Source organism: Rhodococcus sp. FG69 (assembly GCF_057808915.1).
In genome coordinates this window covers 234,602-261,258 of sequence record NZ_JBMDIX010000002.1, presented here as the reverse complement: position 1 = coordinate 261,258, position 26,657 = coordinate 234,602, and the positions used below count along the sequence as shown (strand labels likewise).

Annotated in this window: 23 protein-coding genes; 10 read left to right on the top strand and 13 right to left on the bottom strand. The window is 62.2% G+C overall.

Translation table 11 applies throughout. The features are described 5' to 3' along the window. Positions 1–252, bottom strand: a complete 252-nt coding sequence (locus ACODSO_RS03630) for an acyl carrier protein (protein ID WP_489035091.1) — start codon at positions 250–252, stop codon at positions 1–3. Then, positions 249–1,217 carry an acyl-CoA desaturase gene (locus ACODSO_RS03625; protein WP_489035090.1) on the bottom strand — a complete coding sequence of 323 codons (969 nt, stop codon included), beginning with the start codon at positions 1,215–1,217 and terminating at the stop codon, positions 249–251. Before ACODSO_RS03625 ends, ACODSO_RS03630 begins: the two co-directional genes overlap by 4 nt. Positions 1,218–1,472: 255 nt before the next feature. Here ACODSO_RS03625 and ACODSO_RS03620 point away from each other — a divergent pair, with 255 nt between their 5' ends. Both ACODSO_RS03620 and ACODSO_RS03615 read left to right on the top strand, forming a co-directional pair. Beyond that, positions 1,473–2,048, top strand: coding sequence for an FKBP-type peptidyl-prolyl cis-trans isomerase (locus tag ACODSO_RS03620; protein ID WP_489035114.1), 576 nt, complete (start codon positions 1,473–1,475; stop codon positions 2,046–2,048). Between the two features lie 271 nt (positions 2,049–2,319). After that, positions 2,320–3,201, top strand: a complete 882-nt coding sequence (locus ACODSO_RS03615; protein WP_489035088.1) for an ABC transporter substrate-binding protein — start codon at positions 2,320–2,322, stop codon at positions 3,199–3,201. Here the strand turns inward: ACODSO_RS03615 and ACODSO_RS03610 are convergent. Together ACODSO_RS03610 and ACODSO_RS03605 are read right to left on the bottom strand one after the other, a co-directional pair. Beyond that, positions 3,170–4,432 (bottom strand): MFS transporter, encoded by a 1,263-nt coding sequence (locus tag ACODSO_RS03610; protein ID WP_489035087.1) that lies wholly within the window; start codon positions 4,430–4,432, stop codon positions 3,170–3,172. The two genes, ACODSO_RS03615 and ACODSO_RS03610, sit on opposite strands and share 32 nt — an antisense overlap. A gap of 223 nt (positions 4,433–4,655) precedes the next feature. Continuing rightward, positions 4,656–5,687, bottom strand: a complete 1,032-nt coding sequence (locus tag ACODSO_RS03605) for a LacI family DNA-binding transcriptional regulator (RefSeq protein WP_489035085.1) — start codon at positions 5,685–5,687, stop codon at positions 4,656–4,658. 253 nt (positions 5,688–5,940) lie between these two features. Here ACODSO_RS03605 and ACODSO_RS03600 point away from each other — a divergent pair, with 253 nt between their 5' ends. Together ACODSO_RS03600 and ACODSO_RS03595 are read left to right on the top strand one after the other, a co-directional pair. Then, positions 5,941–6,882 carry a dihydrodipicolinate synthase family protein gene (locus ACODSO_RS03600; protein ID WP_489035084.1) on the top strand — a complete coding sequence of 314 codons (942 nt, stop codon included), beginning with the start codon at positions 5,941–5,943 and terminating at the stop codon, positions 6,880–6,882. A gap of 376 nt (positions 6,883–7,258) precedes the next feature. Further along, entirely contained in the window at positions 7,259–8,437 is a 1,179-nt protein-coding gene (locus ACODSO_RS03595; protein WP_489035113.1) for an Nramp family divalent metal transporter, read from the top strand. Between the two features lie 53 nt (positions 8,438–8,490). Here ACODSO_RS03595 and ACODSO_RS03590 read toward each other — a convergent pair whose 3' ends face one another. After that, positions 8,491–9,345, bottom strand: coding sequence for an SDR family NAD(P)-dependent oxidoreductase (locus ACODSO_RS03590; RefSeq protein WP_489035083.1), 855 nt, complete (start codon positions 9,343–9,345; stop codon positions 8,491–8,493). 166 nt (positions 9,346–9,511) lie between these two features. Here ACODSO_RS03590 and ACODSO_RS03585 point away from each other — a divergent pair, with 166 nt between their 5' ends. Then, positions 9,512–10,405 (top strand): helix-turn-helix domain-containing protein, encoded by an 894-nt coding sequence (locus tag ACODSO_RS03585; protein ID WP_489035081.1) that lies wholly within the window; start codon positions 9,512–9,514, stop codon positions 10,403–10,405. On the opposite strand, the gene ACODSO_RS03580 is transcribed toward ACODSO_RS03585, so the two are convergent. The 3 genes from ACODSO_RS03580 to ACODSO_RS03570 form a co-directional block, all read right to left on the bottom strand. Next, complete coding sequence (locus ACODSO_RS03580; RefSeq protein ID WP_489035079.1) at positions 10,391–11,794, bottom strand: carotenoid oxygenase family protein; 1,404 nt, start codon at positions 11,792–11,794, stop codon at positions 10,391–10,393. The genes ACODSO_RS03585 and ACODSO_RS03580 overlap by 15 nt on opposite strands. A gap of 158 nt (positions 11,795–11,952) precedes the next feature. Beyond that, positions 11,953–12,780: an MBL fold metallo-hydrolase gene (locus ACODSO_RS03575; RefSeq protein ID WP_489035078.1), complete on the bottom strand. Its 828-nt coding sequence runs from the start codon at positions 12,778–12,780 to the stop codon at positions 11,953–11,955. An 87-nt stretch (positions 12,781–12,867) separates the two neighbouring features. After that, positions 12,868–13,566, bottom strand: a complete 699-nt coding sequence (locus ACODSO_RS03570; protein WP_489035076.1) for a FadR/GntR family transcriptional regulator — start codon at positions 13,564–13,566, stop codon at positions 12,868–12,870. A gap of 193 nt (positions 13,567–13,759) precedes the next feature. Between ACODSO_RS03570 and ACODSO_RS03565 the strand changes: the two genes are divergently transcribed. The 3 genes from ACODSO_RS03565 to ACODSO_RS03555 all read left to right on the top strand — a co-directional run bounded on the left by ACODSO_RS03565 (position 13,760) and on the right by ACODSO_RS03555 (position 18,031). Then, positions 13,760–15,133, top strand: coding sequence for an SLC13 family permease (locus tag ACODSO_RS03565; protein WP_489035075.1), 1,374 nt, complete (start codon positions 13,760–13,762; stop codon positions 15,131–15,133). A gap of 196 nt (positions 15,134–15,329) precedes the next feature. Beyond that, a complete protein-coding gene (locus tag ACODSO_RS03560; RefSeq protein WP_489035073.1) occupies positions 15,330–16,526 on the top strand; it encodes a CaiB/BaiF CoA transferase family protein in 1,197 nt (398 codons plus the stop codon). Further along, positions 16,526–18,031 carry a carboxyl transferase domain-containing protein gene (locus tag ACODSO_RS03555; RefSeq protein ID WP_489035071.1) on the top strand — a complete coding sequence of 502 codons (1,506 nt, stop codon included), beginning with the start codon at positions 16,526–16,528 and terminating at the stop codon, positions 18,029–18,031. Before ACODSO_RS03560 ends, ACODSO_RS03555 begins: the two co-directional genes overlap by 1 nt. A gap of 82 nt (positions 18,032–18,113) precedes the next feature. Here the strand turns inward: ACODSO_RS03555 and ACODSO_RS03550 are convergent, their stop codons facing one another. Next, positions 18,114–19,547, bottom strand: coding sequence for an amidase (locus tag ACODSO_RS03550; protein ID WP_489035069.1), 1,434 nt, complete (start codon positions 19,545–19,547; stop codon positions 18,114–18,116). Between the two features lie 269 nt (positions 19,548–19,816). Here ACODSO_RS03550 and ACODSO_RS03545 point away from each other — a divergent pair, with 269 nt between their 5' ends. Beyond that, a complete protein-coding gene (locus tag ACODSO_RS03545) occupies positions 19,817–21,382 on the top strand; it encodes a glutamate synthase-related protein (RefSeq protein ID WP_489035068.1) in 1,566 nt (521 codons plus the stop codon). A 33-nt stretch (positions 21,383–21,415) separates the two neighbouring features. On the opposite strand, the gene ACODSO_RS03540 is transcribed toward ACODSO_RS03545, so the two are convergent. From ACODSO_RS03540 to ACODSO_RS03530, 3 genes are all read right to left on the bottom strand, one after another. Next, the gene (locus ACODSO_RS03540; protein WP_489035067.1) at positions 21,416–21,616 is read right to left on the bottom strand and encodes a hypothetical protein; all 201 of its coding nucleotides are present in this window, start codon (positions 21,614–21,616) and stop codon (positions 21,416–21,418) included. Between the two features lie 156 nt (positions 21,617–21,772). Next, positions 21,773–23,197: a fatty acid desaturase family protein gene (locus ACODSO_RS03535; protein WP_489035066.1), complete on the bottom strand. Its 1,425-nt coding sequence runs from the start codon at positions 23,195–23,197 to the stop codon at positions 21,773–21,775. Positions 23,198–23,228: 31 nt separating this feature from the next. Further along, entirely contained in the window at positions 23,229–24,326 is a 1,098-nt protein-coding gene (locus ACODSO_RS03530) for a ferredoxin reductase (protein WP_489035065.1), read from the bottom strand. Between the two features lie 247 nt (positions 24,327–24,573). Between ACODSO_RS03530 and ACODSO_RS03525 the strand changes: the two genes are divergently transcribed. Beyond that, positions 24,574–25,581 (top strand): alcohol dehydrogenase catalytic domain-containing protein, encoded by a 1,008-nt coding sequence (locus ACODSO_RS03525; RefSeq protein ID WP_489035063.1) that lies wholly within the window; start codon positions 24,574–24,576, stop codon positions 25,579–25,581. A gap of 21 nt (positions 25,582–25,602) precedes the next feature. On the opposite strand, the gene ACODSO_RS03520 is transcribed toward ACODSO_RS03525, so the two are convergent. Continuing rightward, the gene (locus ACODSO_RS03520) at positions 25,603–26,622 is read right to left on the bottom strand and encodes an LLM class flavin-dependent oxidoreductase (protein WP_489035061.1); all 1,020 of its coding nucleotides are present in this window, start codon (positions 26,620–26,622) and stop codon (positions 25,603–25,605) included. Positions 26,623–26,657 lie beyond the last annotated feature (35 nt).

The window sequence follows — 26,657 nt, the reverse complement described above, 5'->3', positions numbered from 1 at the left end:
TCAGCTCGAATGCTCGTACAGGTACTGTGCGACTGCACCCAGGGTCGGATTCTCGAACAACGCCTCGGGTGGAAGGTCTATGCCGTAACGAGATTCGATCTCGATCAGCAGCGCGACGGCGTGGGCAGAGTCGATCCCCAGACGGTCGAACGTCGCGTCGAGCGCAATCGAGTCTGCGGGTACGTCCAACAGCCCTGCGACGTAGTCTTGGCACCACTGCGCGATGGACTGCTGGTCGAGTATGTCGGTCATGGCTGTGCTCCTGAGAGTGTCTGGTGGCGCCTGCGCTTGGAATGTCGACGCTCGCGGGTCGGGATCCCGACGTCGTGGGCCGCGCCGACAAGGGACAAGAACTTGATCAACCAGTACCCGGGGTCGAGGCGGTACCAATTGAGTCCGAACGACGCGGAGTCAGGGAAAGCATGGTGGTTGTTGTGCCAGGACTCTCCGAACGTCACCAGGGCCAAAACCCCTGCATTGCGGCTGTTCTCGCGCGATTCGTATGGACGCGTTCCGAACATGTGCAGGAAGGAGTTGATCGCCCAGACGATGTGTTCGAGGACGAACATCCGGACGAACCCGCCCCACAGGAGCCCGCTCACCGCGCCCTGCCAGCTCATATGAGCGATCCCGCCGATGGCCGCCGGAATCACCAGTCCGAGGACCACCCAGAAGTGGTAGCGGCGTGAGATACGCATGACGACAGGATTCTTCAGAAGGTCGGGCGCGTAGTGAACGATGTTCGGGTAGTCGTGCCGACGCATCCACAGAAAGTGTGAGTGGGCCAGTCCGCGAATCCGTCCGCGAATGCCCGATCCATCGAGGTTCGGCGAATGAGGATCTCCCTCACGGTCGCTGCACTCGTGGTGCCGACGATGCAGCGCAACCCAGGAGACGACTGGACCCTGGCCGGCCATCGAGCCTGCAACAGCGAGGACCGCATATACCCACGTGCTCGCTTTGTAGCTGCGGTGCGTGAACAACCGGTGGTATCCGGCGGTGATACCTAGCCCGGTGATCAGCCACATCGAGAAGAACAGCACGAGTTCGGTGATGCCGAACGGCTGGACGGCAAGGAATCCGACAGCGGCGACGGTACCGACGATCGGGAGGATATCGAAGAGGATGAAGTGGCGACGCTGAAGGCGGTGGAGATAGGAGTTACTGACCGTCTTGCGCCGAGGAGCGGGTGGCCGTTCGCCCTGTAGTTCAGTCATGTCCAGCCTTGGGTCATGTCGATGTGCCGTCCTGAATCAACGGGTGATGGTCGGTAGCGACCCCAACCGTAGGAGCAGAGGGCGTTGCCTTCACCTCCGCGGAACGAAGCCGATCGAGGGATCGGATGTCACGATTGCCATCGGCGACAAGTGTCTGTCCGCGCCAGGTGCGGGACCGTTTCATCAGGGCAGCTGATGGCCGGCACGGGGAGTACCTTCTGTAGCGTTGCTCCCGTGAACTCACCCCGCATATCTATGTCCGGTGTACTGGTAGCCAGTGCTGCGTCGCTCGTCCTTGCTCTCGCAGCGTGTGGATCCGATTCTGCGACACCGGCATCCGGATCGGCTGCTGAAACAACGCCCGCAACCACTACCTGTCCCACCGCTGTTCCGGGAAGCGACGGCGAGCCGGAGTGGACACTCTCTGGTACGACCGGCAGCGTCTCGGTCACCGGTCCCACGGAGTCGTCGGCACCGCTCGTCGATGTCGAGGCACCGTTTGCGGTGACGGAGACGCAGGTGGAGACACTGCAGACCGGTACGGGTGAGATCGTGGCGGACGACGCGGAGGTCTCGGTCTGCTACATGGGCGTCAACGGTCGTGACGGGTCTGTGTTCGACAGCAGCTACGAGCGCGGCGCTCCCGCCGAGTTCCCGCTCGACGGAGTCGTGTCAGGCTTCCAGAAGGCAATCGCAGGCCAGACGGTCGGGTCTACTGTCGCCGTCGCGATGAACTCGGCAGACGGGTACCCCGATGGTCAACCGCGCGCAGGCATCGAAGCGGGAGACAGCCTCGTCTTCGCGATCAAGATTCTCGGCGTCACTGGATAAGCTCCGTACGACGTAGGTGTGGGCATAGGGCGTCAGCTGCGGCGGGCTTGCGCGTAGCGCTGACCAAAGCCGCGATTCTCCAGTTAGGATAGCCACACCACATTTCCCAGGAGGCTTGATGAACCCAGCGATCACGCGTAGATCCATGTTGTCCTTGACTTTCGCGACTGTGGCCGGATTGGCCGTCACCGCCTGCACAGGAACGGATGAAAGCGCTGGCTCCGCAAACATTCTCTCTTCAGGGAGCAACGTCGAGCCGAACGCGTTTCCCGTGACGATCGACCATAAGTTCGGGGCAACGACGATTGACTCGGCGCCGACTCGGATCGCAGCGGTGGGTATCGGTGATGCCGACGTTCTACTGTCCTTGGGGCTGACGCCAGTGCTCGTGCCGGTCTGGAACGGATCCACCGATGACGGGATCGGTGTGTGGGCAGAGCCGGCCCTCACCGGGGGTGAACCAGTATCGCTCGCGAACGCGACCACCGATTTCGACATAGAAACCATCGCGGCGGCGTCTCCTGATCTGATCCTCGCCGTCAACAACGCGATCGACGAAGAAACATATCAGCAGCTCAGTGCCATCGCACCGACGGTGTTGCACGCAGCAGACCAAGTGGATTGGGTTCTGCCGTGGCAGGAGGTCACCACCCGAATCGGTACCGCGGTCGGGTTGCCTACCGCGGGGCAGAACGAAGTGCGCGATGTCGAAGCGTTGATTGCTCGAACGCGCGAAGAAAACCCGCAGTTCGTCGGTAAGTCGGCGGCTCTGGTTATTCGGTGGAGTGACGGCAACCTCAGGGCGTTCAGTCCGGAATCAGCACGCGCGCAACTACTGACCGCACTTGGATTCACGCCACCACCGGCCCTGGCCGCCCGGTTCGCGGGCAAGCTCAACACCGAACTGTCCGCCGAGAACTACAGCCTGCTCGAGGCCGACTACCTCTTGTTCGACAACTACGAACGTTCGCGCTCGGATATGGAGCAGCAACCCACCTTCGCCTCGATGGAGGTCGTGCGCACCGGTGGCCTGATTCCGCTCGACCCGATCGTCAGCGACGCCGTCTCGATGCCCAACCCGTTGACCATCCCGTTCGTGTTGTCGCAGTTCGTCGAACAGATCAATCAGGCCGAGACGGCCAGGGGTCGTTAGTTCTAGACCAGAACCAGAGCAGCAGAGCTGCAATGGCAGTGACAGTGGCAGTAGCCAGCCAGGGTGCTGCCGCTGACTCTGCATGATCGTAGAGAAACCCTGTCCCAGCGCCCGCGCCGAGCGCAAGGGTTCCGCCGATCGTGTTGAGCATTCCGAAGTGCGCTCCCAAGTGTCGTTCGCGCGCAAGAACTGCAAGAGCGTCGCGCATCGTCGGAACCATCAACATCTGACCGAGGTACAACACAGCGAGCCACCCCGACAACACCACATACGAAACAACAGTTGTGGGGTTCCCGAATGTGAAAGAGACTGCGGGGATCACGAAGGAAACGGCCATCAGCGTCAAACCCCCTACGATCGCCGTTCGTCGACCGATCCGGCCAGCAGCTCGAAGCATCGGCCGCTGTCCAACAATGACCAGCACTGCGGCGCCCCCGTAGAACCACCCCAGCGCATTCTGCGATCCGACGGTGCGATCGAGGTGCTCGGGCAGCATGAGATAGACCTGGGCCAAGGCTACGAACTGCATGCTGCACAGCGCAGCGAACACCATGAACGCTCGATTCTTCGCAACCGTTCTCCACACCTCGGGCAACGCCACCGACGGCGCAGTCACATCTCTGGCGGGGAAGAGCAAGTAGAAGCAGACCCACAGCCCCGCGAAGAGCATGGCAGCAGCAGCCGCGCTCACCGCGAACGGGAACACCAGCAGTACCGCACCGAGGACCGGTCCGATGACTGTGCCGAGGCGACTGCTCATCTGTTCCCACCCGAACAACTCGGTGCGACGCATGATGCCGCTCTGTTCGAGTTCGCGTCCGAATTCTGCGTTGGCGGACTCCACTGCGGGAGCGAACAATGCCGCCGCGAAGCCGATCAGCAGCACACCCAGCACGACTGCGGCGGAATTGTCGGCCACCGCCAGGACCACGAAGCCGATGATGCGAATCGATATGCCGCACAGTATGACCGGTCGGCGGCCTAGGCGGTCGCCGATGCTTCCGCCGAGGAAGAACATGCCTTGTTGGCTGAAAGTCCGCAGCCCGAGAACGATGCCGACCATGGCAGCGCTGAAGTCGAGTGTGTCCGACAGGTGCACGGCAAGGTACGGAACGACCAGGTAGAAGCCGATGTTGAACAGTGCCATCGACATCAGTAGCAACTTGACCACCGCAGGGACGTCTCGCAACCTACCAGCGCGATTGTGACGGTCGTCGGTGTCGGAGTGCATGAGCAGTAACTATATTGAGCGCGCGACGGTTAGTGGGACGTGACGTCCACTAGCCCACACGTGGGTATACCTGGCGCTCCGAGCCAGTGGCGCGGTTGAGTGCACGGCAATGCACTTATTCGTGCCACTGGGCGCGGAGCGCCCCTTATGTCAGTGCGTCCGATGCGGCCGCGAAGCGCGCAGAACGACTCGTCCGCAAGACCTTCGGCCCGCGTAGATGTGATCAGCGGCGCCGACCGGAGGACTGACGGGGAATCAGCGTCGGTAACGCCATTTTGATCGGCGAAGTGTTGTCGGTTCGGTCGAGAAGCAAGTCCATTGCAGTGCTTGCAATCTGATCGAATGCAGTGTGTACGGATGTAAGTGGGACAGGAAGCAGTTGAGCGAGCGGAATATCGTTGTAGCCGACGAGGGATAGGTCGTGGCCGACCATCAGCTGATGTCGGTGTGCCGCGGACAACACCCCGAGGGCCAGGTTGTCATTGGCTGCAAATACTGCGGTGGGGCGTCTACGGCCTTCCAATAATTGATTTCCCGCGACCGCGCCTGCTTCGATGCCGTATCCGGTCTCGATGGTCCAGGCCGCGTCGGATTCGAGTCCAGCCTCGGCGAACGCGCGCCGTGCGCCTGCCAAGCGCCCGATGGCGCTGGAGGTGAACAGAGGGCCGGACAATACGGCGATGTCGGTATGGCCGAGATCGATTAGATGGCGAACCGCGAGATAGCCCCCCGTCTCGTCGTCTCCGATCGACGATGGACTCTCGTTGTCGGTCCGAAGAACCAGAACGTGCGGGATTCCGTTGTCGCGCAGATGTGCAGGCAGAGGGTCCTCGTTGCGGCTGGTCGCAAGGACAACTCCATCCACATTGCGTTCCAGCAATGACTGAGCCGCGTTCCACTCGTCTGTCGGGTCGTCTCCGCTGGTTGCGACAATGGCGTAGTAGCCGTGTTTGCCGGCGGCTCTGCCTAGTGCCTCGAACATCAAGGCCATCACCGTGTCCGATAGCCGCGGTACCAGTACGCCGATCGTGGCGGTTGCGCCTCGTCGAAGATTCGATGCGAAGGTGTTGCGCCGATAGCCGAGCTGTTCTGCTATTTCCCGCACCCGCACCGCCGTCGCAGACCGAGAGGGGGCAGCGCGGTCGTCGAGCACTCGGCTCACAGTGGAGATGCTGACACCGGCAGCTTTCGCAACATCCCGCAGAGTGACCGCGTCTGTTCGGTCCGACGTCAGTCCACCGCGGGTCGAGCGCATCTGTTGAACCTTACTTTCGTAGTTGTTCGGCGGTCCATGTCGAGTCCGCGTCGCCGACGTACCGACACGCTCCAGGCTACAACGCATGAAAATATCCCGGGAACGTTTGCGGGAATCGACTCGATGAGCTGCACGGGTGAGATCTGCTCGACAACTACATCGGAAAGTGATGGTTGACACATTCCGGAGGGGGCGTCTATCGTTATGCAAACGTTCCCGACAACGTTCCCACTCGAAGACAGAAGGATGACCAATGAGCACCCTCGACCTCCGCGGCCTGAATCCAGCACCGATCACTCCCTTCACTCGCGACGGTGCCGTCGACTACAACGCGATCCATCGGCTCGGCTCCTGGCTCGGCAGTATCGACGGCGTCAAGAGCCTGGTCGTTCTGGGCCACGCCGGTGAAGGAACTTTCCTGACTCAGGACGAGCAGGCCCGCGTCATCGGAGCGTTCAAAGACTCGGTCGAGGGGCGACTGCCGATCATCGCCGGCATCACCGGAGAAGGCACTGCGGTATCCGTCGACGAGGCGAAGCGCGCCGTCGACGCGGGTGCGTCGGCCGGTCTGGTTTACCCTTCGCACGGGTGGTTGCGCTTCGGCTACCAGGACGGTGCACCCCAGGACCGCTACAAGGCGCTATACGAAGGATCCGGTCTGCCGCTGATCCTGTTCCAGTACCCCGATGTCACCAAGGCAACGTACAACCTCGACACACAGCTCGAGATCGCCGCGCAGGAAGGCGTTTTCGCCACCAAGAACGGCGTACGCAACATGCGTCGTTGGGACCGTGAAATTCCGGTGCTGCGCAAGGAAAACCCCGAACTGCAGATTCTCAGCTGCCACGACGAATACCTGCTGCACACCATGTTCGATGTCGACGGGCTGCTCGTCGGTTACGGTGGCCTCGCTCCCGAGCCGCTCATCGAACTCATCGCTGCCGGAAAGGCCCAGGACTACCCGGCTGCCCGAGCCATTCATGATCGTCTGCTTCCTGTGACCGCGAATGTCTACCATCGCGGCTCGCACATGGAAGGAACCGTCGCACTCAAGGAAGGACTCGTCCACCGAGGAATCCTCGAGCACGCAACCGTTCGTTCACCACTCCTGCCCCTCGCTGCAGGTGCTCATGACGAAATCGCGGCTGCTCTCGATTCCGCCAACCTCGGTTCAGTCGTTCCCGCCCTGGTCTGACCTGTTCGCCAGGTTCCGACATCGGCGCCCCTCCTACCAGGTCATAGTCCAGGAGGGGCCCGAGTCACCACTTTCTTCGATCGACGCGCACCTGGTGACCGTGCAGGACGCGCACGACTGTTTTCGGTAGGCACCCACCATCTCGATCCGGTAGGACGTGCTCGACTACATCCCAGTATCCACTTCTCGTATCTGCTCCCCACCGCGCTGAGTTTGAGGGCACACTGCCTACCAGCGGTTCGTAGAGCACCTCGAAGAAAGGCTCGTCATGAGTCAGCACCGAACAACACAGGTGGCACGGTCCGCGACCGTTCCTGACGCAGTACCACCACCGGGCGCTTCGACCAAATGGAAGTCACTGCTGAGCACGCTGGCGATGGCGGGCCCCGCGTTCATCGCCGGCGCCTGGCAGTTCGGCCCCGGCAACCTCGCCAGTGCAGTCGAAGCCGGTAGCAGGTTCAGCTACACACTTATCTGGGTCATCGTCCTGTCGACGATCTTCATGCTGATCTACGCCGACATGAGCGTCCGACTCGGCATCCGTACCCCGACGTCGTTGATCAGTTCCGTCAAAGATGTTCTCGGACAGCGGGTCGGAGTCGCAGCAGGCCTCGGCGTCGTCCTCATCACGCTGTGCTTCTCCGTAGGCAATGCAGTGGGCTCCGGGCTAGGCCTGTCGATGGTGTTCGGCGGATCACCACTCGTGTGGACCGTCGCGTGCACGCTGTTCGTCGGTTTGATTTTGTTGTTCCGCAACGTCTACCGTGCGGTAGAGCGGGTCCTGCTCGTCATCGTGGGGCTGCTGGGTGCGACGTTCATCATCAGCGCTGTCATCTCCAAGCCCGACTGGTACCAGGCGCTCGATGGTGTGATGCCCACAGTTCCACCTGGCAGTGCGTTGCTCGTCGTCGCATTGGTTGGCACCAACTTCTCACTCAATGCCGCGTTCTTCACCTCCTACGGAATTCACGAGCGCGGTCGCACCCGCGCCGAGTACCGGCGGACAACCATTGCCGACACGGTTCCGGGCATCGTGGCACCCGGCATCATGACCGCTCTGGTGATCGTTGTCGCCGCGGCCGTGTTGGGTCGCGAGAATGCCGAGGCCACAAGCCTCGTCGGTCTCGCGAAGATCTTCGAGCCGATCGCCGGCCCCGTCGGATCCACGATCTTCGCGTTGGGACTGTCCGGAGCAGCGTTTTCGTCGATGGTCGCAAACGCCACCGCCGGCGGAACGATGCTCTCGGACGCACTCGGCAAGGGATCGTCGCCGAGCACCCCGACCGCAAAGTTGACCGCCGCCGCCATCCTTGCATGGGGACTGGTGATCACCCTGATGTTCACGGCGTCGCCGATCCAACTGATCATCGTTGCCCAGGCACTCACAGTCTTGATCGCGCCGCTTCTCGCGCTGCTTCTGTTCATCATGAGCAACAATCGTCAGCTCATGGGTGACCTCCGAAACACTATGTTCAAGAACATTATCGGAGGTCTAGGGTTCGTCTCGATCCTCTCGCTCTCGGGATTGCTTGTCTACGAACTCGTCACCCGGTAGTGCCCGCGTCTCGCGGCAGCGTCGTCGCCGCTGCCGCGAGAGGCGTATGGGGCTCATGCCTGATGGTCGGTGCTGTGTGCCAGTTCGCGCCCGGCCTCGAAATCTGCACGCAGGCTCTCGAGCTTGGCGGTGGCGTAGGCGTACGAATCCGAACCGAGAAGCTGATGCAGCGGGCCGTCACCCGCCACGGCCATGTCGATGATGGCGGTGGCCCCCTTCGTCGGGTCACCGAGTTGGCTGCCGTGAAGAGCAAGGTGGGTGCGAGTCGTCTCATGGATATGGACGTACGCCTCGTTCACGCTCTCGGGCATCGCCAGCGAATCGGCGGTCAGGAAGTCTGTTCGGAAGTAACCCGGTTCCACGACGCTGACCTTGACGCCGAGTTCTGCAACCTCCTGTGCAAGAGCATCGCTGAGGCCTTCGAGGGCGAACTTCGTTGCGTTGTAGAGTCCCCAGCCAGGACCGGCTACGAGACCGAAAACCGAAGACAGGTTGATGATGTGACCATTGCCCTGTGTACGAAGAATCGGCAGAGCGGCGCGCAAGACGTTCCACACCCCGAAGATGTGAATGTCGAACATCGCTCGGGCCTCGACATCGGTGGTGTCTTCGACGGATCCGATGAGTCCGTAGCCAGCGTTGTTGACCACTACGTCGAGCCTGCCGAAGTGTTCGACGGTCTCGGTGACAGCGCTCGAGACCGAACCACTGTCGACCAGGTCGACGTCGACGATCAACAGTCGCTGCGTGTCCATCTCGCCCAGCGCCGCGGTGAGGCGCCCCGGTGAGCGGGTCGTCGCTGTCACGTTGTCGCCGCGGTCCAGAAGCTGCTTGACGAGCTCGAGACCGAGGCCTCGCGACGTGCCGGTGACGAACCAGGTTGCAGGTGAGGCGGTGGGGTAGGGCATAGGGAGACTCCTCGTGCGATCAGGTCGGGACTTTCCTCGACCACTCGATCGTGAGCCAGAACTACGGTCGAAATTCGGCCATAACGCACCCTCTTCGTCCTCGGAATTGCATGACTAGGACTGAGCGGGCCAGGCACGACGGTCACATTTCTGAGATGCTTCCAACATGCCAGACGTCAACCAGGAGTTGGCCGACTACCTCAGGCGCGCCCGGGCGGATTGTGACCCATCGCGTGCCGGCTTGCCCCAGGACGGCCGAGTGCGTCGAGTGCCGGGATTGCGCCGCGAGGAAGTCGCGCTCCTTGCCGGGGTGTCCACCGACTACTACACGCGTCTGGAACAAGGACGACGAATAACACCGTCATCGGGAGTTCTCGACGCCATTGCCCGAGCACTCGGTCTCGGCGAGGCTGGGCGAGTACATCTGGGCAATCTGGTCGGGACCACGTCGAGCGGCCATGCCCGGTCGAGGCCGGTGCAGCGGGTACGGCCGGGCCTGCGACAGCTTGTCGACTCGCTCGACGGTCAGCCGGCGTTGATACTCGGACGACGGTCAGACGTGCTTGCGAGCAATCGAATGGCGAACGCGTTGTTCGCCGACTTCGAGTCGATGCGTCCGAGCGAACGCAACTATGCGCGGTGGATGTTCGTCGCGGACGACGCTCGCCGATTGTTCGTCGACTGGGAAATTCACGCGCGTGCAGCTGTCGAGAGTCTCAGGTTCGACGTCGGAAATTACCCCGACGACAAGGGAATCAAGAATCTGATCGATGAGCTCACCAGCCTTAGCCCTGAATTCCGACGCTGGTGGAGTGAAAACCGGGTGTATCAGCGGACGTTCGGATCAAAGCGACTTCGACATCCATTGGTGGGGGAGTTGACCGTCAGCTACGAAACGCTCACCATGCCCGGTGATCCCAGTCAAACGCTGTTCGTCTACACGACCGAGGGCGGTACCGACTCCCACCAGGCCATGAACACCCTCTCCAGCTGGTCGCTCACGAAATCGGCAGTCGAGTTCGGCTCTGCCCCTGGCGCTTCGCGTCTACCGCGCTGGTAGCCAGGCGCCGTGCAGTCCTGCCGGGACTCTGATGGGCAGCTCGATCGTCGCAAGCGGACCGTCTGCTGGACTTTCGGCGTCGAGCACGTAGAACCGCGATTTCATGTCGGCGGGATCGGTGCCGATCGCTCCCCAATAGTCGCGCTGTTCACCTGGAATGTAGATGGGTTCGCCGAGGGCGACGCCCGGAGTCCACACGTCGTCGCGGCCTGTGTGTACGTCGTGGAACCACAGCGATTCGAGGACGTCGTGATCCTCGTCCGCCCGACCGACGGTAGCAATGCGACGGTGGTCGCGAGTGAGTAACCGATCGTCGACTCGCGGGAACTCGATACCGGTCCGTTCGCTGATCTGTGTGCGCGTGATCGCACCCGTCGACGGAGTGCAGTGCGCTCGCATCAACGTCGAGTGATTGGGTACCGAGGTCTGTGCGAATCCCATCGGGTAGAGATGCTCGACGTAGTCGACGGTCACGGTGCCGTCAGGATTGTCGAAGGCATTGGCGAAGTGCCATACCCAGAATGTGTCGGTGTCGATCCATCGGACTCCACCACCGGCACGCGGGATCATCGCGATGCGGGTGCCGTCCTCCGGGTGCCAGGCCAGCAGGCTGCCACCGGTCATGGCCGCAGCGAGATCGAAGGCCAATGGGTTGACGAAGAGCACGATGTACTTTTCGGTCAGAGCCATGTCGTGAATCATCATCGGCTTGTCCAGACCCGGCACCGGCGTCGGTGAGCGAAGGGCATTCCCGTCTGCTCCTACGACGGACCAGGTAAGGTACGGCGCTTCGAGGCTGTAATTGAACAGCACCATCTCACCGGTGTGTGGGTCGATCTTCGGGTGCGCAGTGCTTCCGACGCGCATCGCGCCGTCGCAGTCCTCCTGGCCCAGAGTCTCGAGCTGAGCACGGTCGAGCAGGTAGGGTTTGTCGCTCTCGGCCATGGCCATGAGCCTGCCCGCGTGTTCGACGATGTTGATGTCGGGGAGTTGCCGGGTGGTTCCGGCGAGTGCGTCGCCGACTACCGACGCGGGCGGTGTATAGCCGTCCATCAAGCCGGACCAGATGGCCTCTCCGCGTTGTTCTTCCAGTTCGACCATCGGCGTGCGAACGAACCGATTGCTGTACGACGCCTGACCCCCTGCGATGCTGATGCGGTGAACCATCCCGTCGCCGTCCAGGGGAAAGACGAATGAGCCGATCGGGTCGAACCGTGGGTTGGGACCGTTGCGGAGATAGCTGCCGTTCAGGTCGTCGGGCAAGTCGCCGACGATCTTCAGGTCTGCGACGTCCACTTCCTCACGCTGTGGGGCGAAGACGCCGGTCAAGTGGGCATGGTGGGTAACATCGACCGGCAGTGGCCGGTGTGGATCGGCGATGACGGTCATGGTGTCCTCGGTAGTCAGCGAATGATGTCGTGGCGGATCAGATCACTGGTAACTGCCGAGGTAGTTTACGCCGATGCCGAAGTCGGCAGGGCTGAACCAGCAAATTCGACATGAGGGTCGGATAGTGTTGCAGTACAGCCCGATAGAAGTCGTGCGCTTTATGTGGTGAGTTCGCGAAACTGGATCGGATCGTGCGCGCAGAATACGCGCGGGCCGCCTGGAGATGCGGCAAGCTCGGCGAGTCGACGTTGATTGCTTCGGAGTAGCTTCAGATCGTCGGCAAACAATGCCTCGGCCATGGAGATCGACCTCCCGGATCGCTCTCCGGTGACTGCACGGCGGTGGTGGAACGCATCGCCGGCGTGCAGAAGCCATCCGTGCTCTGGGTCGCGGATGGCGACAGCGCTATGACCTGCCGTATGTCCAGGCATGGGAATCAACCACAACGAGTCGTGCAGTTGGTGCCCGGCCATCCTGAACAGTTCACCGGAACTCTCGACATAGCCAACTGATCGGTGTTCGATAGCGGCCAGATGCGCTGGGCGGTAACGTACTTTGGCCGGTAGGCCCGATCGAGTCCGAGCAGTTGCCAGCTCGATTGCGGTCGTGTGGACGGTCGCCGACGGGAAGTCGGCCGCGCCGCCCGCGTGATCGAGATCCAGGTGAGTCAACACGACGTCTGTGACATCGTTTGCCGTCCATCCGAACTTTTCGAGCTGGTCGAGCGCGGTCTCCGCGCTGTCGAGTGCAGGGAGGAGGAGACGAAATCCTGCACCGAGTCGGGAGTTGGCGTGCGTGACGTCGTCTGTACCGAGACCGCTGTCGACGAGTACGAGACCATGCTCGAATTCGCACACCAGCACATGACTCACCAGCGCCGGTCCGCCGATCCGCGCCCGGAACGTTCCGCAGTTGATGTGGCGAACCCGGACCGACGAACCCAACGATTGCATGGTCCCCATCATTCCATCGGTGACCGTGTGCATTCACTCTTCCCGCGATCCGGTCGCGTTCCCGCGAGCCCGATTGCTATCGCGGAACCACAATGGGTTCGCGGGAAACCAGGACGCCGCTCAGCCGTCAATGGGGCGGAGAAGCGCGACGTCGGACACGAGCCTGATGTGCTCGGCCATTGCCCTGCCCGCGCCCATCGGATCCTGTTGTCGCACAGCCTCGGCGATCCTTCGGTGACCTTCGAGTGAAGCCTTCGGGCGATCGGACTGCGACAGAGATTCGATGCGAGTTTCGCGAATGAGTCCGGCAATCTCACCCATGAGTCTGGCGAGTAGGGGCGAATGCGCAGCTTCGGTGATCGCGTGGTGGAACAGCTCGTCTCCCGATACGCCGCGTTCCCCTTCGGTGATCTCCGAGGCCATAACCGTCAATGCGTGATCGATCGCGGCCATTTCGCTGTCGCTTCGTCGGGCTGCGGCGAGTTCGGCAAGTTTGACCTCGAGAGCCTCACGAGCCTCGATCACTTCGGGTAGCCGGTCGGCGTGTTCGCGGAGGGCTCGGATGGCCATATCGCCGACCGGGCGACGGATAAGGACGGCGCCGTCCCCGTGTCGGACGGACAAGATCCCCTGAACTTCGAGGGCCACTAGCGCCTGACTCAAGGATGCGCGACTGACGCCGAGTTGCGCGGCGAGTTCTCGTTCAGGCGGCAGCCGCTCGCCGAGCTGCATATCCCGGTTCACGATGTGCTCACACAGCTGTTCGACGATCACCTCGTATAGCCGTGGTCGGGTCACCGGGCGGATTTGCTCAGCCACTGTGTCACTCGCTCTCTGTTCCTCTGGACCTTCCACCTTAACGGCCTCGAGTTGAGTAATCGGCGACACATTGCATCTTGACAAGTGATCCACTTCACTGGTTGATTCGCTAATGACTCAGTGGCCAGTCCAATTAGCCACTGAAGATCCCGGGCAACCGCCTGGGTGACACCAGACGAACCGGAGACCTTCGATGTCGACCGAGTTGATACCAATCCTTGCGCTCGTCGTCATGTTCCTCGCCGCAACCGTGTTCCCTGTGAACATGGGCGCGTTGGGGTTCGTGGCGGCGTTCTTCGTCGGAACCCTTGCCGTGGGCATGGGTACGGACGAGATTATCGGCGGGTTCCCGAGCGGCCTCTTCCTGACGCTCGTCGGAATTACTTATCTGTTCGCGATAGCCCAGAACAACGGCACTGTGGATCTACTGGTCCGCGGTGCCGTCCGCCTGGTCGGCGGAAGAGTCGCACTCATTCCATGGGTGATGTTCGGCATTACCGGCGTTCTCACCTCGATCGGGGCCCTCGGACCGGCTGCAGTCGCCATCGTCGCGCCGATTGCTCTGGGGTTTGCTGCCCGATACAAGATAAATGCCCTGCTCATGGGCATGATGGTGATACATGGCGCGCAGGCAGGCGGTTTCTCGCCGATCAGCATCTACGGGGTCACCGTCAATGGCATCGCGGCCGACGCCGGGCTCACCAACAGCCCGCTCGCACTCTTTCTCGGAAGTATGTTCTTCAACGCCGCGATCGGAGTCCTGCTGTTCGTGTTCCTCGGTGGTCGATCTCTGATCGGCCGCAGTGTTCATGACGACGACAGCGATCGGCCCGATGGTGATACCGGATCAGTGGGCGGTGGCAAGACTCCGTCGACCGTGATGCGTGGATTCGGTGCGACGACGACCAAAGCTCGCTCGCAAACGGTGACCGTCGAAAACGCGCCTCCTCTCGCGGTCGCAGTCAAGGCGATCACCTTCGATCAGATCCTGACGCTCATCGGCCTTGCGTCGCTTGCAGTCCTCTCCCTCATCCTCGATCTGGACGTCGGCTTCGTCGCAATGACGGTGGCGGTCGTGCTCGCCCTCGCGTCGCCGAAGGCTCAGAAGGGTGCGATCAACCAGATCAGTTGGTCGACGGTTCTACTCATCGGAGGCGTCCTCACCTTCGTTGGCGTGCTGCAGGAAGCCGGCACCGTCGGATACGTCGGAGATGCCGTGGCAAGCATCGGCATCCCGCTGCTCGTGGCCCTGCTGCTCTGCTACATCGGCGCCATCGTCTCTGCCTTCGCCTCGTCGACCGCCATCCTCGGCGTGACGATCCCACTTGCCGTCCCCTTCCTGCTCGCTGGTGAGGTCGGCGCCGTCGGCGTGATCGTTGCTCTGGCGATCTCGTCGACAATCGTCGACGTCAGCCCGTTCTCGACGAACGGCGCTCTCGTGCTGGCCAACGCACAGGGTGTGGACAAGGATGTCTTCTACAAGCAGATCCTGAAGTACAGCGCCCTCGTCGTCGTGTTGGGGCCCGTCGTCGCGTGGGCGCTATTGGTTGTACCCGGCTGGTTGTAGAGCTTTTCGTCTGCGCGGTTCGCTCGAATGAAGGGCTGCGCACTCGGCCGGGTGCGCAGCCCTGACCTGGGCTTACATGGGTGACTTCTTGACTTTTCATCGCCGCTCTGGCTCAATTTAATTGGATAGGCCACTCGGCCACTAAGCCTTTATCGCAGGGTCAACCCTTCGTTTCGACTTAAGGATCGTGAAGACAATGCCGCTCAACACGACAGGCAGGACCGGACCACTCGCAGGTACCGTCGTCGTCGACCTGACACGGGCACTCGCGGGTCCGCATGCAGCGATGATGCTCGGCGATCTCGGTGCGGACATCATCAAAGTCGAATCCCCCAAGGGAGGGGACGACACCCGAGTCTGGGGGCCGCCGTTCGTAACCCCACGGGATGCCGAGCGTGAGTCGACGTACTTTCTGTCGGCGAATCGCAACAAGAGGTCCATCGCCCTGGATCTGAAGACCGACGACGGTCGCGAAGCACTCGAGCGCATGATCGAACGAGCGGATGTTCTCCTCGAAAACTTCCGTACCGGTGTGCTCGACCGGCTGGGGTTCTCACCCGAGCGGTTGGCGGATATAAACCCGACTCTGGTCGTGTTGTCCATCAGCGGCTTCGGTCACGATGGGCCGGAAGGTGGCCGTTCGGGATACGACCAGATCGCCCAGGGTGAGGCGGGACTGATGTCGTTCACCGGCCCTGGACCGGACGACGTGCAACGCGTCGGCGTCCCCATCGCGGATCTCCTCGCGGGCATGTACGGGGCGTTCGGTGTCCTCGCCGCCCTGCGTGAGAGGGACCGTACCGGCCGAGGCAAGGTCGTTCGCACGTCGTTGCTCGCCAGCGTTGTCGGAGTGCACGCGTTCCAGGGAACGAAATGGACCGTCGCCGGTGAGGTCGGTCAGGCACAGGGCAACCACCACCCCTCCATCTGTCCCTATGGTCTCTTCCCGACAGCCGATGGCGCAGTGCAGATCTCCGTCGGCAGCGAAGGATTGTGGCATCGATTCTGCGATGGATTCGGTATCGACCCGGATCTCGAAGGCATGGCGACCAACCCGCAGCGCGTCGACAGCCGGTTGGAGGTCATCGATTTGGTCTCGAAGATCTTCCGTACCTACGACACCGAACCGCTGCTGCAATTACTCGACGACATCGGTGTTCCCGCAGGCAAAGTCCGCAACGTGCAAGAAGTCTACGAATGGGAACAGACGAAATCGCAAGGCCTACTGGTCGATGTCGAGCATCAGACGCTCGGCACCGTGACACTGCCCGGGCCACCCCTGCGGTTCTTCGAAGCCGACGGCACCGAGGTCACCGAGACGCGCCATTTGGCCCCGCCGGTACTCGGAGCCGACGACGAACTCGTCCGCAACTGGCTGAAGGAAGCGATCTGATGACCAGAATGACGGCCGTCGAATTGCTGGATCTCGTGATCGACGCAGGAAGCTTCGAGTCGTGGGATACGCCTGGCGTGGACTATCTCGTCGACGACGCGTACGCCGTCGAATTGGCAGCGGCACGTCACAAGACCGGTCTCGACGAATCGGTGCTGACCGGCTCGGCGACCATCCGCGGACGCACGGTTGCCATCCTGCTGTGCGAGTTCTCCTTCCTTGCAGGCTCGATCGGCGTGGCGGCAGGGGAACGGCTGGTGACGGCCGTGCACCGCGCAACTGCGGAACGACTTCCACTTCTTGCACTGCCGACATCCGGTGGCACACGCATGCAGGAAGGGACCGTGGCATTCCTACAGATGGTCAAGATCACCGCCGCCATCACTGCTCACAAAGCCGCGCACCTCCCGTACATCGTGTACTTGCGGCACCCGACCACAGGGGGAGTGTTCGCGTCCTGGGGATCGCTCGGACATGTCACGGTCGCCGAACCGGGTGCCCTCGTGGGCTTCCTCGGCCCGCGTGTGTACGAGGCGTTGTACGACGCGAAGTTTCCTTCCGGAGTCCAGACGGCCGAGAACCTACAGGCTCACGGAATTGTCGACGCGATCAGATCGCCGGAACAACTCGGAGAGATCGTCGACCGCGCACTGCGGATCATGACGGACAAAATGCCCTGTCGCACGCGAGACTCCGACGTCGTCGAGTGGGAGATCGCCGATGTACCTGCGTGGACGTCCATTGTCGCGTCTCGTCGCCACGATCGCCCTGGCGTCCGCGATCTACTGTTCAATACCGCAGCAGATGTACTACCGCTCAATGGAACCGGCCAAGGCGAGGCCGACCCGGGATTGATTCTTGCGCTCGTTCGATTCGGTGACATGCCCTGCGTTCTGCTCGGCCAGGATCGGCGAGGTCAGACGACGAAGACACCACTTGGCCCCGCAGCGCTGCGTGAGGCGCGCCGCGGAATGCGTCTGGCGCAAGACCTGCAGCTGCCGTTGGTCACCGTCATAGACACAGCGGGTGCCGCTCTGTCCAAGGAGGCAGAGGAAGGTGGCCTCGCCGGCGAGATTGCCCGCTGCATAGCCGACATGGTCGATCTGGAGACTCCCACAGTGTCACTTCTGCTGGGGCAGGGGACAGGAGGCGGCGCTCTTGCTCTGGTGCCGGCGGACCGGGTTCTCGCTGCGCAGCACGCCTGGCTGTCGCCGCTCCCCCCCGAAGGCGCCAGTGCCATCGTCTATCGCGACATCGGCCATGCTGCGGATATGGCGACGAAGCAGGGAGTGCGCTCGCTCGATCTGCTGAGCGCGGGAATCGTGGATCTGATCATCCCCGAGTTGCCTGATGCGGCAGACGAACCACAACAGTTCTGCGACCGGGTCGGGGCGGTCCTCCATCGCGAATTAGGTGAGCTCCTCGGTCAGGACCCCGACATGAGACGAATTGCCCGCGAGAAGCGTTTCAGTCGAATCGGATCCGTAGCAGTCAACAGTGCCTGAGTCGCTCGCAGGCCCGCGCTCACCGGCACGGTTGAGTGCACGAGAGGACACTCAACCGTGCCGGTGCGGCGGAGCCGCACTCCTATTGCGCGTCCGAGGTGATCTTTCGGAACGGTCGTGCAGCTTCGAGTTCGAACGCCAACTCCAGCAACTTCGCTTCGTCGCCATGGTCGGCCAAGAATTGAACACCGACCGGTAGGCCGTCCGTGGTCTGCGCGAGCGGAAGCGAAATGGCCGGGCCACCGGTGGCGTTGTTGAGTGGAGTGAACGCGACATACGCGAGAAGTCGCGGGAACAGGACATCGAAACCATTTGCGGGGGAGAGGAATCCGAGCTTCGGCGTTGTGTGCGCGAGAACCGGCGAGACCATGACGTCGATGTCGGCGAAGGCTTCGTGATACCTGTCCGCGGACCGTCGGAGTCGATGAATCATCTGTGGGGTCCGCCAGAAGTTCCGCATGTATGTGCGCGACAGGCCCCGGGTCAACGCATCCGTTCCGGCCGCGTCGAACGTCGGGTCCATTACCTTCTTCCCGAACGTTCGCACCGCAAATGCCAGGAAGGCCCAGTAGATCTTGAAGTCCTCCTGGAACTCGCGAAGATCCTTTTCCGACAACGGCAGCCCAAGTTCGCTGACATCATGTCCCAGATCGGCCAGTAGGCGGGCGCTGTCCTGTACCGCCAGCTGGGTTGTGTCGTCGACGGGTATGCCCGGCAGTGATTCCGTGATCACTCCGATTCGCAGTCGCCGCTTCGACGGGCCTTCGATCAACCCGACCGGACGTAGCTTCGGGGGGGTTCGGTATCGCTCGATCTGCGCCACGAACGCGGCGGTGTCCCGCACCGTGCGAGTGAGCACGCCGTTGGACACGATGTTGACCGGCATTCCCGAGGAGTGGGCGTCGGCGATCTCACGGCCGCGGGTGAGCTTGAGTCCTACCAGTCCGCACGCTGCTGCGGGTATCCGAATGGAACCGCCGCCGTCGTTCGCGTGGGCGATCGGGACTACACCTGCTGCGACAAGGGCTGCGGAGCCGCCTGACGACGCACCGCTGGAGTAGTCGGTGTTCCAGGGATTACGGGTCGGTGGCAGAGTCTCGTATTCGGTGCTGGCGTTGAAGCCGAACTCGGGCAACGTCGACTTGCCCAGGCTGATCAACCCGGTCGAGAGGAACTGATCGGTGTAGGCGGCGTTGCGGGTTGCTGGGTGGGAGTGAATGGCGAGCGAACCGTGATCGGTCGGTAGTCCAGCGACATCGGTGTTGTCCTTGACGAAGGTCGGAACTCCGGAGAAGACGCCCGCTGACGGGTTCTGCGCGATGGTGCGTGCACGATCGAAATCGGTAGTCTGGATGGCATTCACACGCTCGTTCACATCTTCGGCGCGTGCGATCGCAGCATCGACGGCTTCGAGCGAAGTGATCTCGCCCGACTCGATTGCCGCAGCGACACCCGTCGCATCGAGCTCGCCCAGCGCATCGTCGGCGAACGCATGTACCCGGCCTGGACGTGACATGAAAACCTGCTTCCTCGCCAGTTCTGTAGTCGACCTAACCGATCGACTATAGGACACTCTCGATCGATTCGATCGAATGTCCACGACTGCGGTGAACGTCAGGCCACGGGTCTAGTCCTGTGACAGACTCACTCGGCCATCCTGTGCTCGTCGCTGGAACCGTATGACGCCTGACCACGCGTGCGAGCCCGGACGGTCGCGCAAATGTCGCGTGTTGTTTCACTGTTCGACCGCTCCCGCCACCCCTCACGGTGACAGTGTGATCGACTATGGCATCGAAATGGGTACGGGCATTGCCGCTGGTTCCGGTCGCGGGCGTTCTCGGCGTCGCGGCATACGACCTCACACAGAAGCGTCACGCAATCCTGCGTAACTTCCCGGTGCTCGGGCACGCCCGGTATCTCCTGGAAGCGGTCGGTCCGGAACTGCGGCAGTACATCGTCAGCGGGAACGACGAGGAGCGTCCGTTCAGTCGCAACCAGCGGCGGTGGATCTACTCGTCGGCGAAGTTGCAGAACAACTATTTCGGTTTCGGAGCCGACAACGACACCGAGTTCGCACAGGGTTACCCGATCATCAAGCACCGCACATTCTCCGATATCGCACCTGCGACGGCGCAGCACGTGGGTGGCGGCGACACCGTTCCGGCAGCGAAGGTACTCGGCGGGCACCGCGACCGGCGGGGTGCATTCAGGCCGTCGTCCGTCGTCAACGTGTCGGCCATGAGCTTCGGTTCGTTGTCCGCCGCAGCGATCGAAGCACTCAACCGCGGCGCGGCCGCTGCTGGGGCTCTGCACAACACCGGAGAGGGTGGGTTGTCGCCGCACCACCGACACGGCGCCGACCTGACACTTCAGATCGGCACGTCCTACTTCGGATGCCGTGACAGCGCGGGCCGATTCGAACTGTCGCGACTGGAAGATCTCGTTGCCTCCAACCCCGTGAAGTCGATCGAGATCAAACTCAGCCAGGGCGCGAAACCCGGTCTCGGCGGTCTACTTCCCGGGGCCAAGGTGACGCCCGAGATCGCCAGAATTCGAGGAATCGAGGAAGGCGTCGATTGTGCGAGTCCGTCGAGGCACTCCGAATTCGACAGTGTCGACTCCATGTTGGACTGGGTCGAAATGATCGCCGACCGGACCGGGGTTCCCGTTGGCATCAAGTCCGCTCTCGGCAACATGGACTTCTGGTCCGAACTGGTGGACTTGATGAGTACTACCGAGCGAGGCGTCGACTTCGTGACAATCGATGGCGGCGAAGGGGGGACCGGCGCGGCACCGTTGCTGTTCAGCGAATCGGTGTCGCTACCGTTTCGCGTCGGATTTGCGCGCGTATACGAACAGTTCGCTCGCGCAGGCATCGCCGACCACGTCACGTTCATCGGGTCGGGCAAGCTCGGACTGCCCGACAACGCGGTCGTCGCCTTCGCGCTGGGATGCGACATGGTCAATGTCGCCCGCGAAGTCATGATGTCTATCGGATGCGTGCAGGCACAGAAATGCCACACGGACATGTGCCCGACAGGCATTGCAACACAGGGTAAGTGGCTTACCCATGGTCTCGACCCGCTGAGTAAGGCCGACCGAGCCACCAACTACCTGCGGACGTTGCGACGTGACCTGCTGAAGGTGTCCGAGGCGTGTGGAGTGGCACACCCCGGATTGATCACGGCCGACGATCTGGACATCTTGTACGGCCACGAATCTGCGACATCGTTGCGAGAGGTGTACGGATACGAATCGAAGTGGGGCGTTCCCAACGAATTCGACGCGGCAGAGATCGTTCGCGTGATGCAGGGGCCGAGCGGAACCGGTCGTTCGAGTCGAGAGAGATAGCCCGCTCCTCCGGCCCGACCATTCTCGTTGCCGTCAGTCCGACTTCGGAGTTGGTGCGTGGAACGGGATGTGGCCGTTGCGCTCGGCGTCGAGGCGCTTCTCGAAGGCGTCGACCTGCGCGTCGAGCTCGTCTGCATCCGGTACGTCCTCGACGTGACCGGGAGCGCCGAGGCCGGGGTCGGCCGCATCGATCGAATCGTCGTGATGATGGCGGGGCATGAAGGGCTCGGTCATCGATTCATGATCGGATCCGCACGCAATCATGTCAACCAACGGCAGATGAATTCATCTGCGTTCGAGAGTGCGTGCACCACGACACGCAATGCTCCAGCCTGGGCAACGCCGAACGACGTTGTGCCCAGGCTTGGAGCAGGAAAGAAGCTACTTCGGTCAGTCGTCGCCGCGGGGCGGTGGTTCGACGTCGACGCCACCGGAGTTGTGCTCCGGTCCGGCGGCAGGGTGCCCGGCGGGAACGCGGCTACGCGAGCGGGCAGCCTCGCTCTCCGAAGGAGTCTCGCTGAACTTGCGACGCCAGGCCTCTTCCGGCCGGTAAGGGCCTGGCTTCGGCCGAATCTTGCCGCCGGGGAGCGCCAGTCTCGCGATGGTGCGGTGCACCATGCCCCACTGCTGCATCAGTGGTCCACTGTTGTACGGCAACTGGTAGCGCTCGCAGATGTCCTTGATCTTCGGTGCGACCTCGGAGTATCTGGTGCTCGGCATATCCGGGTACAGGTGGTGCTCGACCTGGTAGCTGAGGTTGCCGCTCATGAGGTGGAACAGTGGCCCGCCGTCGATGTTGGCGGCGCCGACCAGCTGACGGACGTACCAGCCTCCGCGGGTCTCGTTCTCGACCTCTTCCTCGCTGAACGTGTACGCCTGATCCGGGAAGTGACCGCAGAAGATGATCCCGTGCGACCAGACGTTGCGGATGATGTTCGCTGTGAAGTTGGCAGCGACAGTGGACAGGAACGTGCTCTCGATACCGCTGAACCTGCTGTCGAGGAACGCCGCCGTCTTGCGCGATGAGCCGAAGCGAGTGGACGAGCGGAGCTTCGTCGCGATGCGCGACCTCTTGCTCTCGCGCAGACGACCGCCCGACGCCAATTGCGCCAGAGCGAACGCGCCGGCACTGATGACCGGCCAGCCGATGTAGTCCTTGACGAACTGCTTGCGTGCCTTTACCGCAATACCTTTGAGGTCGCTGATGACATCTTTGGCGGGCTTCTCGCCCCGTCGGATCGCTTCGATGTCGAGGTCGTGCAATGCGACGCCCCACTCGAAGAATGCCATCAGGAGGACGTTGTAGAACGGCTGGGCGAGATACACCGGATGCCATTTCTGGCGCGGGTCGATCCGCATGATCTCGTATCCGAGATCTTTGTCCTTGCCGCGAATGTTGGTGTACGTGTGGTGGACGTAGTTGTGCGAGTGCTTCCAGGACTGGGCCGTGGATGCCGTGTCCCAGTCCCACACCGAGGAGTGGATCTCCGGGTCGTTCATCCAATCCCACTGCCCGTGCATGACGTTGTGACCGATTTCCATGTTCTCGAGAATCTTGGCGATCCCAAGGCATGCGGTGCCGGCAACCCAGGCAGGCTTGCTCGTCGAGCCGAGCAGCAGAACCCGACCTGCGACGAGCAACTGGCGCTGGGCAGCGATCACGGAAGTGATGTACTTGCGATCCTTCGCACCAAGGCTCGCATAGACCTCGTCGTGGATGGCGTCGAATTCCTTTGCGAGCTCAGCGATTGTGTCGTCGCTGAGATGCGCCAGTGGATTGACTGGATCTATCCTGGTTGTGTCGTCGATGGTCATGGGTACCCCTTGTCGCAAATGAATCGTGAACTCATAGTTCGATTTCGATGTCGCCCTCTGCTGTGTTCACGCAGATACGCACCGCTTGCCCGGTAGGTTCTGAGACGTCCCCGTTTCGAAGGTCTCGTAAACGCCCGGACTTGAGCGTGCCCACACAGGTATGGCAAATTCCGATGCGGCAACCGAAGGTCAGATCGAGACCTGCGTCTTCGCCGGCGGCCAGGATAGTGGTGCTACCGTCGCACTCGACGTCCTTGTTGCTGTTGATGAATCGGACCGTACCGCCCTCACCTGCGTCATCGCCCCCGCCGATGACAGGTTGGAAGCTCTCGTGGTGGAACCGATCGTAATCTCCCTGGTCCTTCCAGTAAGACCGAAGATCGTCCAGATGCTCTCCCGGACCCGAGCAGAACGCGTCGCGCTCGCGCCAGTCAGGGACGAGCGCGTCCAGCTCCGAAGCCTTCATCCGGCCTTCGTCGCTGGTGATACGAAGCTCGAGGCGCAGCCCGTCGTGCTTGGCCTCCAACTCCTCGAGCGTCTCGGCGAACATGAGCTGTTCACGGGTGTGCACCGAGTGCACCACCACGATGTCGGTCACCTGGTCGTGGTGATCGAGACTGCGCAGCATGCTGATGATGGGCGTGATGCCGCTGCCCGCGCTGATGAACACCATCTTGTCCGGGATCGGACTCGGAAGCGTGAACTCACCCTCCACCTCGCTGAGACGGACGATGTCGCCCGTCCTGATGGTCCCCACCAGGTACGGCGAGACGGTGCCCTCCGGTACCAGCTTCGGGCTGACACTCACGAGGCCGTCGACAGGTTCGGGATCGGACGTCAACGAGTACGCCCGCCAGTGATAGCGGCCGTCGATGAGAACTCCGAGGCGTACGTACTGTCCCGGCGTGTGACCTGCCCACTCGAAGCCGGGCTTGATGAACACCGATACCGCATCCGACCCTTCGGGCGCGACGCGCACCACCTGACCCCGCAACTCCCGTGTCGTCCACAAGGGGTTGATCATCGACAGGTAGTCGTCGGGTCTCAGCGGATTGAACAACATTCGGACGGCGCGCAACGCCGTCCTGCGAACCAATGAAACCTGGGGCTTGGCCCCCCGCTCTGCCACGACTGCAACGTAACCGCCACACAGCGGGCTTCGTGTGGAAATCGGCTAATTGGGCCGAATATTTTTGTATTGCAAGCAGATTGGAGATCAGAGGAGTGTCACTGGGGCACACGAATGCCCGAGCGCTCTGCGCTCAGCAGTAGGTATTACCCGCCGGTAGCTTAGTCAAACGTCACCATACTGCCCTGCGGACTCGAACGCCGCCGTGGTCGAGCGTTGCGAGGCGTGACTACAGCACAATGAACCGATGAAAGCAGCAATGTACGAGATGTTCGGCGGCCCGATCGAGATCCGCGACATACCGAATCCGACGTGCCCGCCGCACGGGGTCGTCGTCGAGGTCGCTGCTACCGGTCTGTGCCGGAGTGACTGGCACGGCTGGCGCGGTCACGATCCTGACATTCCGCTGCCGAACGTTCCTGGTCACGAACTGGCCGGAACCGTCGTCGAAGTCGGTGACCTGGTCGAAAGTTTCGCCGTCGGCGCCCGCATCACGGTCCCGTTCGTCAATGCCTGCGGGGACTGTCCACCGTGCCGGCGCGGCGACCAGCAAGTGTGCGATGTCCAAACTCAGCCCGGTTTCACTCACCACGGGTCGTTCGCGGACCGTGTCGCGCTCGACCACGCAGACGTCAATCTGGTGTTGCTCCCCGACGAGATCGACTTCGACACCGCTGCAAGTCTCGGATGCAGGTTTGCGACTGCATACCGAGCGGTCGTACAGGTAGCCGGCGTACAGCGAGGAGAAGTGGTCGCGGTGCACGGGTGCGGCGGCGTCGGGCTGTCAGCTGTGATGGTCGCCGCTTCCCGAGGTGCGCATGTGATCGCCGTCGATCCTGCGTCGGCCAGTCGTGAGCTCGCTTGCTCACTCGGAGCGAGCGAGGCGCACGCGGATGCGTCCGGTGTGCTCGATGTCGACGTCTCGTTGGATTGCTTCGGCGCGGTGGAATCGATGCGGGCGTCCATCGGCTGCCTGCGTCCGCGTGGCAGGCACGTTCAGGTGGGCCTACTGGGCGAGAACGGATCTCCGACGGTCGACATGGGCCGCGTCATCGCCAAGGAGCTTCAGGTGCTGGGCAGTCACGGGATGTCTGCTCGCACCTACCCGGCGATGCTCGCCGAGATCGTGGCCGGGACCCTGCGTCCGCAGGCGCTGGTCCGGGACGTCATCGGCATCGAGGAGGCGGCGACCCGATTGATGACGCTTCACGCGTCGGGTGCAGGTGCGGGCGGGGTGACAATCGTGCATCCGTGACGACTGCCGTCCCGGCCTGCCTCAGCGCCAACCCAGCGCGGGTGCCACCTCGGTGAGTAGCGATTCCATCACGTGCGCGCAGTAGTCGACTCCGAGTTGGTTGGGAACGGTGAGCAGCACGGTGTCGGCAGCGGCGATGGCCTCGTCCGCGGCGAGTTCCTCGATGAGCCGGTCCGGTTCGCCGGCGTAGGACTTGCCGAAGCGAGCGATGCCTCCGTCGATGTAACCGACCTGATCCTGCCCGTCGGTTTGCCGCCCGAAGTAGGCGCGGTCCGTGTCGTTCACGATCGGAAAGATGCTCCGACTGACCGAGACGCGCGGCTCGTGTGAGTGCTGCGCGTCTGCCCAGGTCTTGCGAAAGCGCTCGATCTGCTCGGCTTGGAGTTGGTGAAACGGGACTCCGGTGTCCTCGCTCAGCAGCGTCGAACTCATGAGGTTCATGCCCTGCTCGGCCGCCCATTCGGCAGTCTGACGGTTGCCCGCTCCCCACCAGATCCGCTTGCGCAAACCAGCAGAGTGCGGTTCGAGACGAAGCAGTCCAGGGGGATTCGGGAACATGGGCCGAGGATTGGGCTCGGCGAATCCCTTTCCGTCGAGGAGGTCGAGGAACGTGCGAGTGTGATCGCGGGCCATCTCCGCGTGGTCGGTTCCGTCCTTCGGAATGTGACCGAAATACTTGTATCCCTCGATGACCTGCTCGGGCGATCCTCGGCTGATGCCGAGTTGTAGTCGGCCTCCCGAGATGAGGTCGGCAGATCCCGCATCCTCGGTCATGTAGTACGGGTTTTCGTAGCGCATGTCGATGACCCCGGTGCCGATCTCGATGGAGTCGGTCTTGGCGCCGATTGCTGCGAGCAGCGGGAACGGCGAGGAAAGCTGATTGGCGAAGTGGTGTACGCGGTAGTACGCGCCGTCGGCGCCCAACTCCTCGGCAGCAACCGCCAGATCGATCGACTGCAGGAGCACGTCCGAAGCAGACCGCGTCTGGGACTGCGGCGACGGCGTCCAGTGACCGAACGACAAGAACCCGATCTTTTTCATTGTCGCTTCAACATGAGCTGCGAGATTCCTATTCC

Excerpts from the sequence above, each read along its gene's own strand:
- ACODSO_RS03550 (WP_489035069.1), bottom strand. The coding sequence starts at position 19,547 with ATGTCACGTCCAGGCCGGGTACATGCGTTCGCCGACGATGCGCTGGGC.
- ACODSO_RS03525 (WP_489035063.1), top strand. The coding sequence starts at position 24,574 with ATGAAAGCAGCAATGTACGAGATGTTCGGCGGCCCGATCGAGATCCGC.
- ACODSO_RS03630 (WP_489035091.1), bottom strand. The coding sequence starts at position 252 with ATGACCGACATACTCGACCAGCAGTCCATCGCGCAGTGGTGCCAAGAC.
- ACODSO_RS03605 (WP_489035085.1), bottom strand. The coding sequence starts at position 5,687 with ATGCGCTCGACCCGCGGTGGACTGACGTCGGACCGAACAGACGCGGTC.
- ACODSO_RS03580 (WP_489035079.1), bottom strand. The coding sequence starts at position 11,794 with ATGACCGTCATCGCCGATCCACACCGGCCACTGCCGGTCGATGTTACC.
- ACODSO_RS03575 (WP_489035078.1), bottom strand. The coding sequence starts at position 12,780 with ATGCACACGGTCACCGATGGAATGATGGGGACCATGCAATCGTTGGGT.
- ACODSO_RS03600 (WP_489035084.1), top strand. The coding sequence starts at position 5,941 with ATGAGCACCCTCGACCTCCGCGGCCTGAATCCAGCACCGATCACTCCC.
- ACODSO_RS03620 (WP_489035114.1), top strand. The coding sequence starts at position 1,473 with ATGTCCGGTGTACTGGTAGCCAGTGCTGCGTCGCTCGTCCTTGCTCTC.
- ACODSO_RS03520 (WP_489035061.1), bottom strand. The coding sequence starts at position 26,622 with ATGAAAAAGATCGGGTTCTTGTCGTTCGGTCACTGGACGCCGTCGCCG.
- ACODSO_RS03565 (WP_489035075.1), top strand. The coding sequence starts at position 13,760 with ATGTCGACCGAGTTGATACCAATCCTTGCGCTCGTCGTCATGTTCCTC.
- ACODSO_RS03535 (WP_489035066.1), bottom strand. The coding sequence starts at position 23,197 with ATGACCATCGACGACACAACCAGGATAGATCCAGTCAATCCACTGGCG.
- ACODSO_RS03540 (WP_489035067.1), bottom strand. The coding sequence starts at position 21,616 with ATGACCGAGCCCTTCATGCCCCGCCATCATCACGACGATTCGATCGAT.
- ACODSO_RS03610 (WP_489035087.1), bottom strand. The coding sequence starts at position 4,432 with ATGCACTCCGACACCGACGACCGTCACAATCGCGCTGGTAGGTTGCGA.
- ACODSO_RS03585 (WP_489035081.1), top strand. The coding sequence starts at position 9,512 with ATGCCAGACGTCAACCAGGAGTTGGCCGACTACCTCAGGCGCGCCCGG.
- ACODSO_RS03555 (WP_489035071.1), top strand. The coding sequence starts at position 16,526 with ATGACCAGAATGACGGCCGTCGAATTGCTGGATCTCGTGATCGACGCA.
- ACODSO_RS03590 (WP_489035083.1), bottom strand. The coding sequence starts at position 9,345 with ATGCCCTACCCCACCGCCTCACCTGCAACCTGGTTCGTCACCGGCACG.
- ACODSO_RS03545 (WP_489035068.1), top strand. The coding sequence starts at position 19,817 with ATGGCATCGAAATGGGTACGGGCATTGCCGCTGGTTCCGGTCGCGGGC.
- ACODSO_RS03595 (WP_489035113.1), top strand. The coding sequence starts at position 7,259 with ATGGCGGGCCCCGCGTTCATCGCCGGCGCCTGGCAGTTCGGCCCCGGC.
- ACODSO_RS03560 (WP_489035073.1), top strand. The coding sequence starts at position 15,330 with ATGCCGCTCAACACGACAGGCAGGACCGGACCACTCGCAGGTACCGTC.
- ACODSO_RS03625 (WP_489035090.1), bottom strand. The coding sequence starts at position 1,217 with ATGACTGAACTACAGGGCGAACGGCCACCCGCTCCTCGGCGCAAGACG.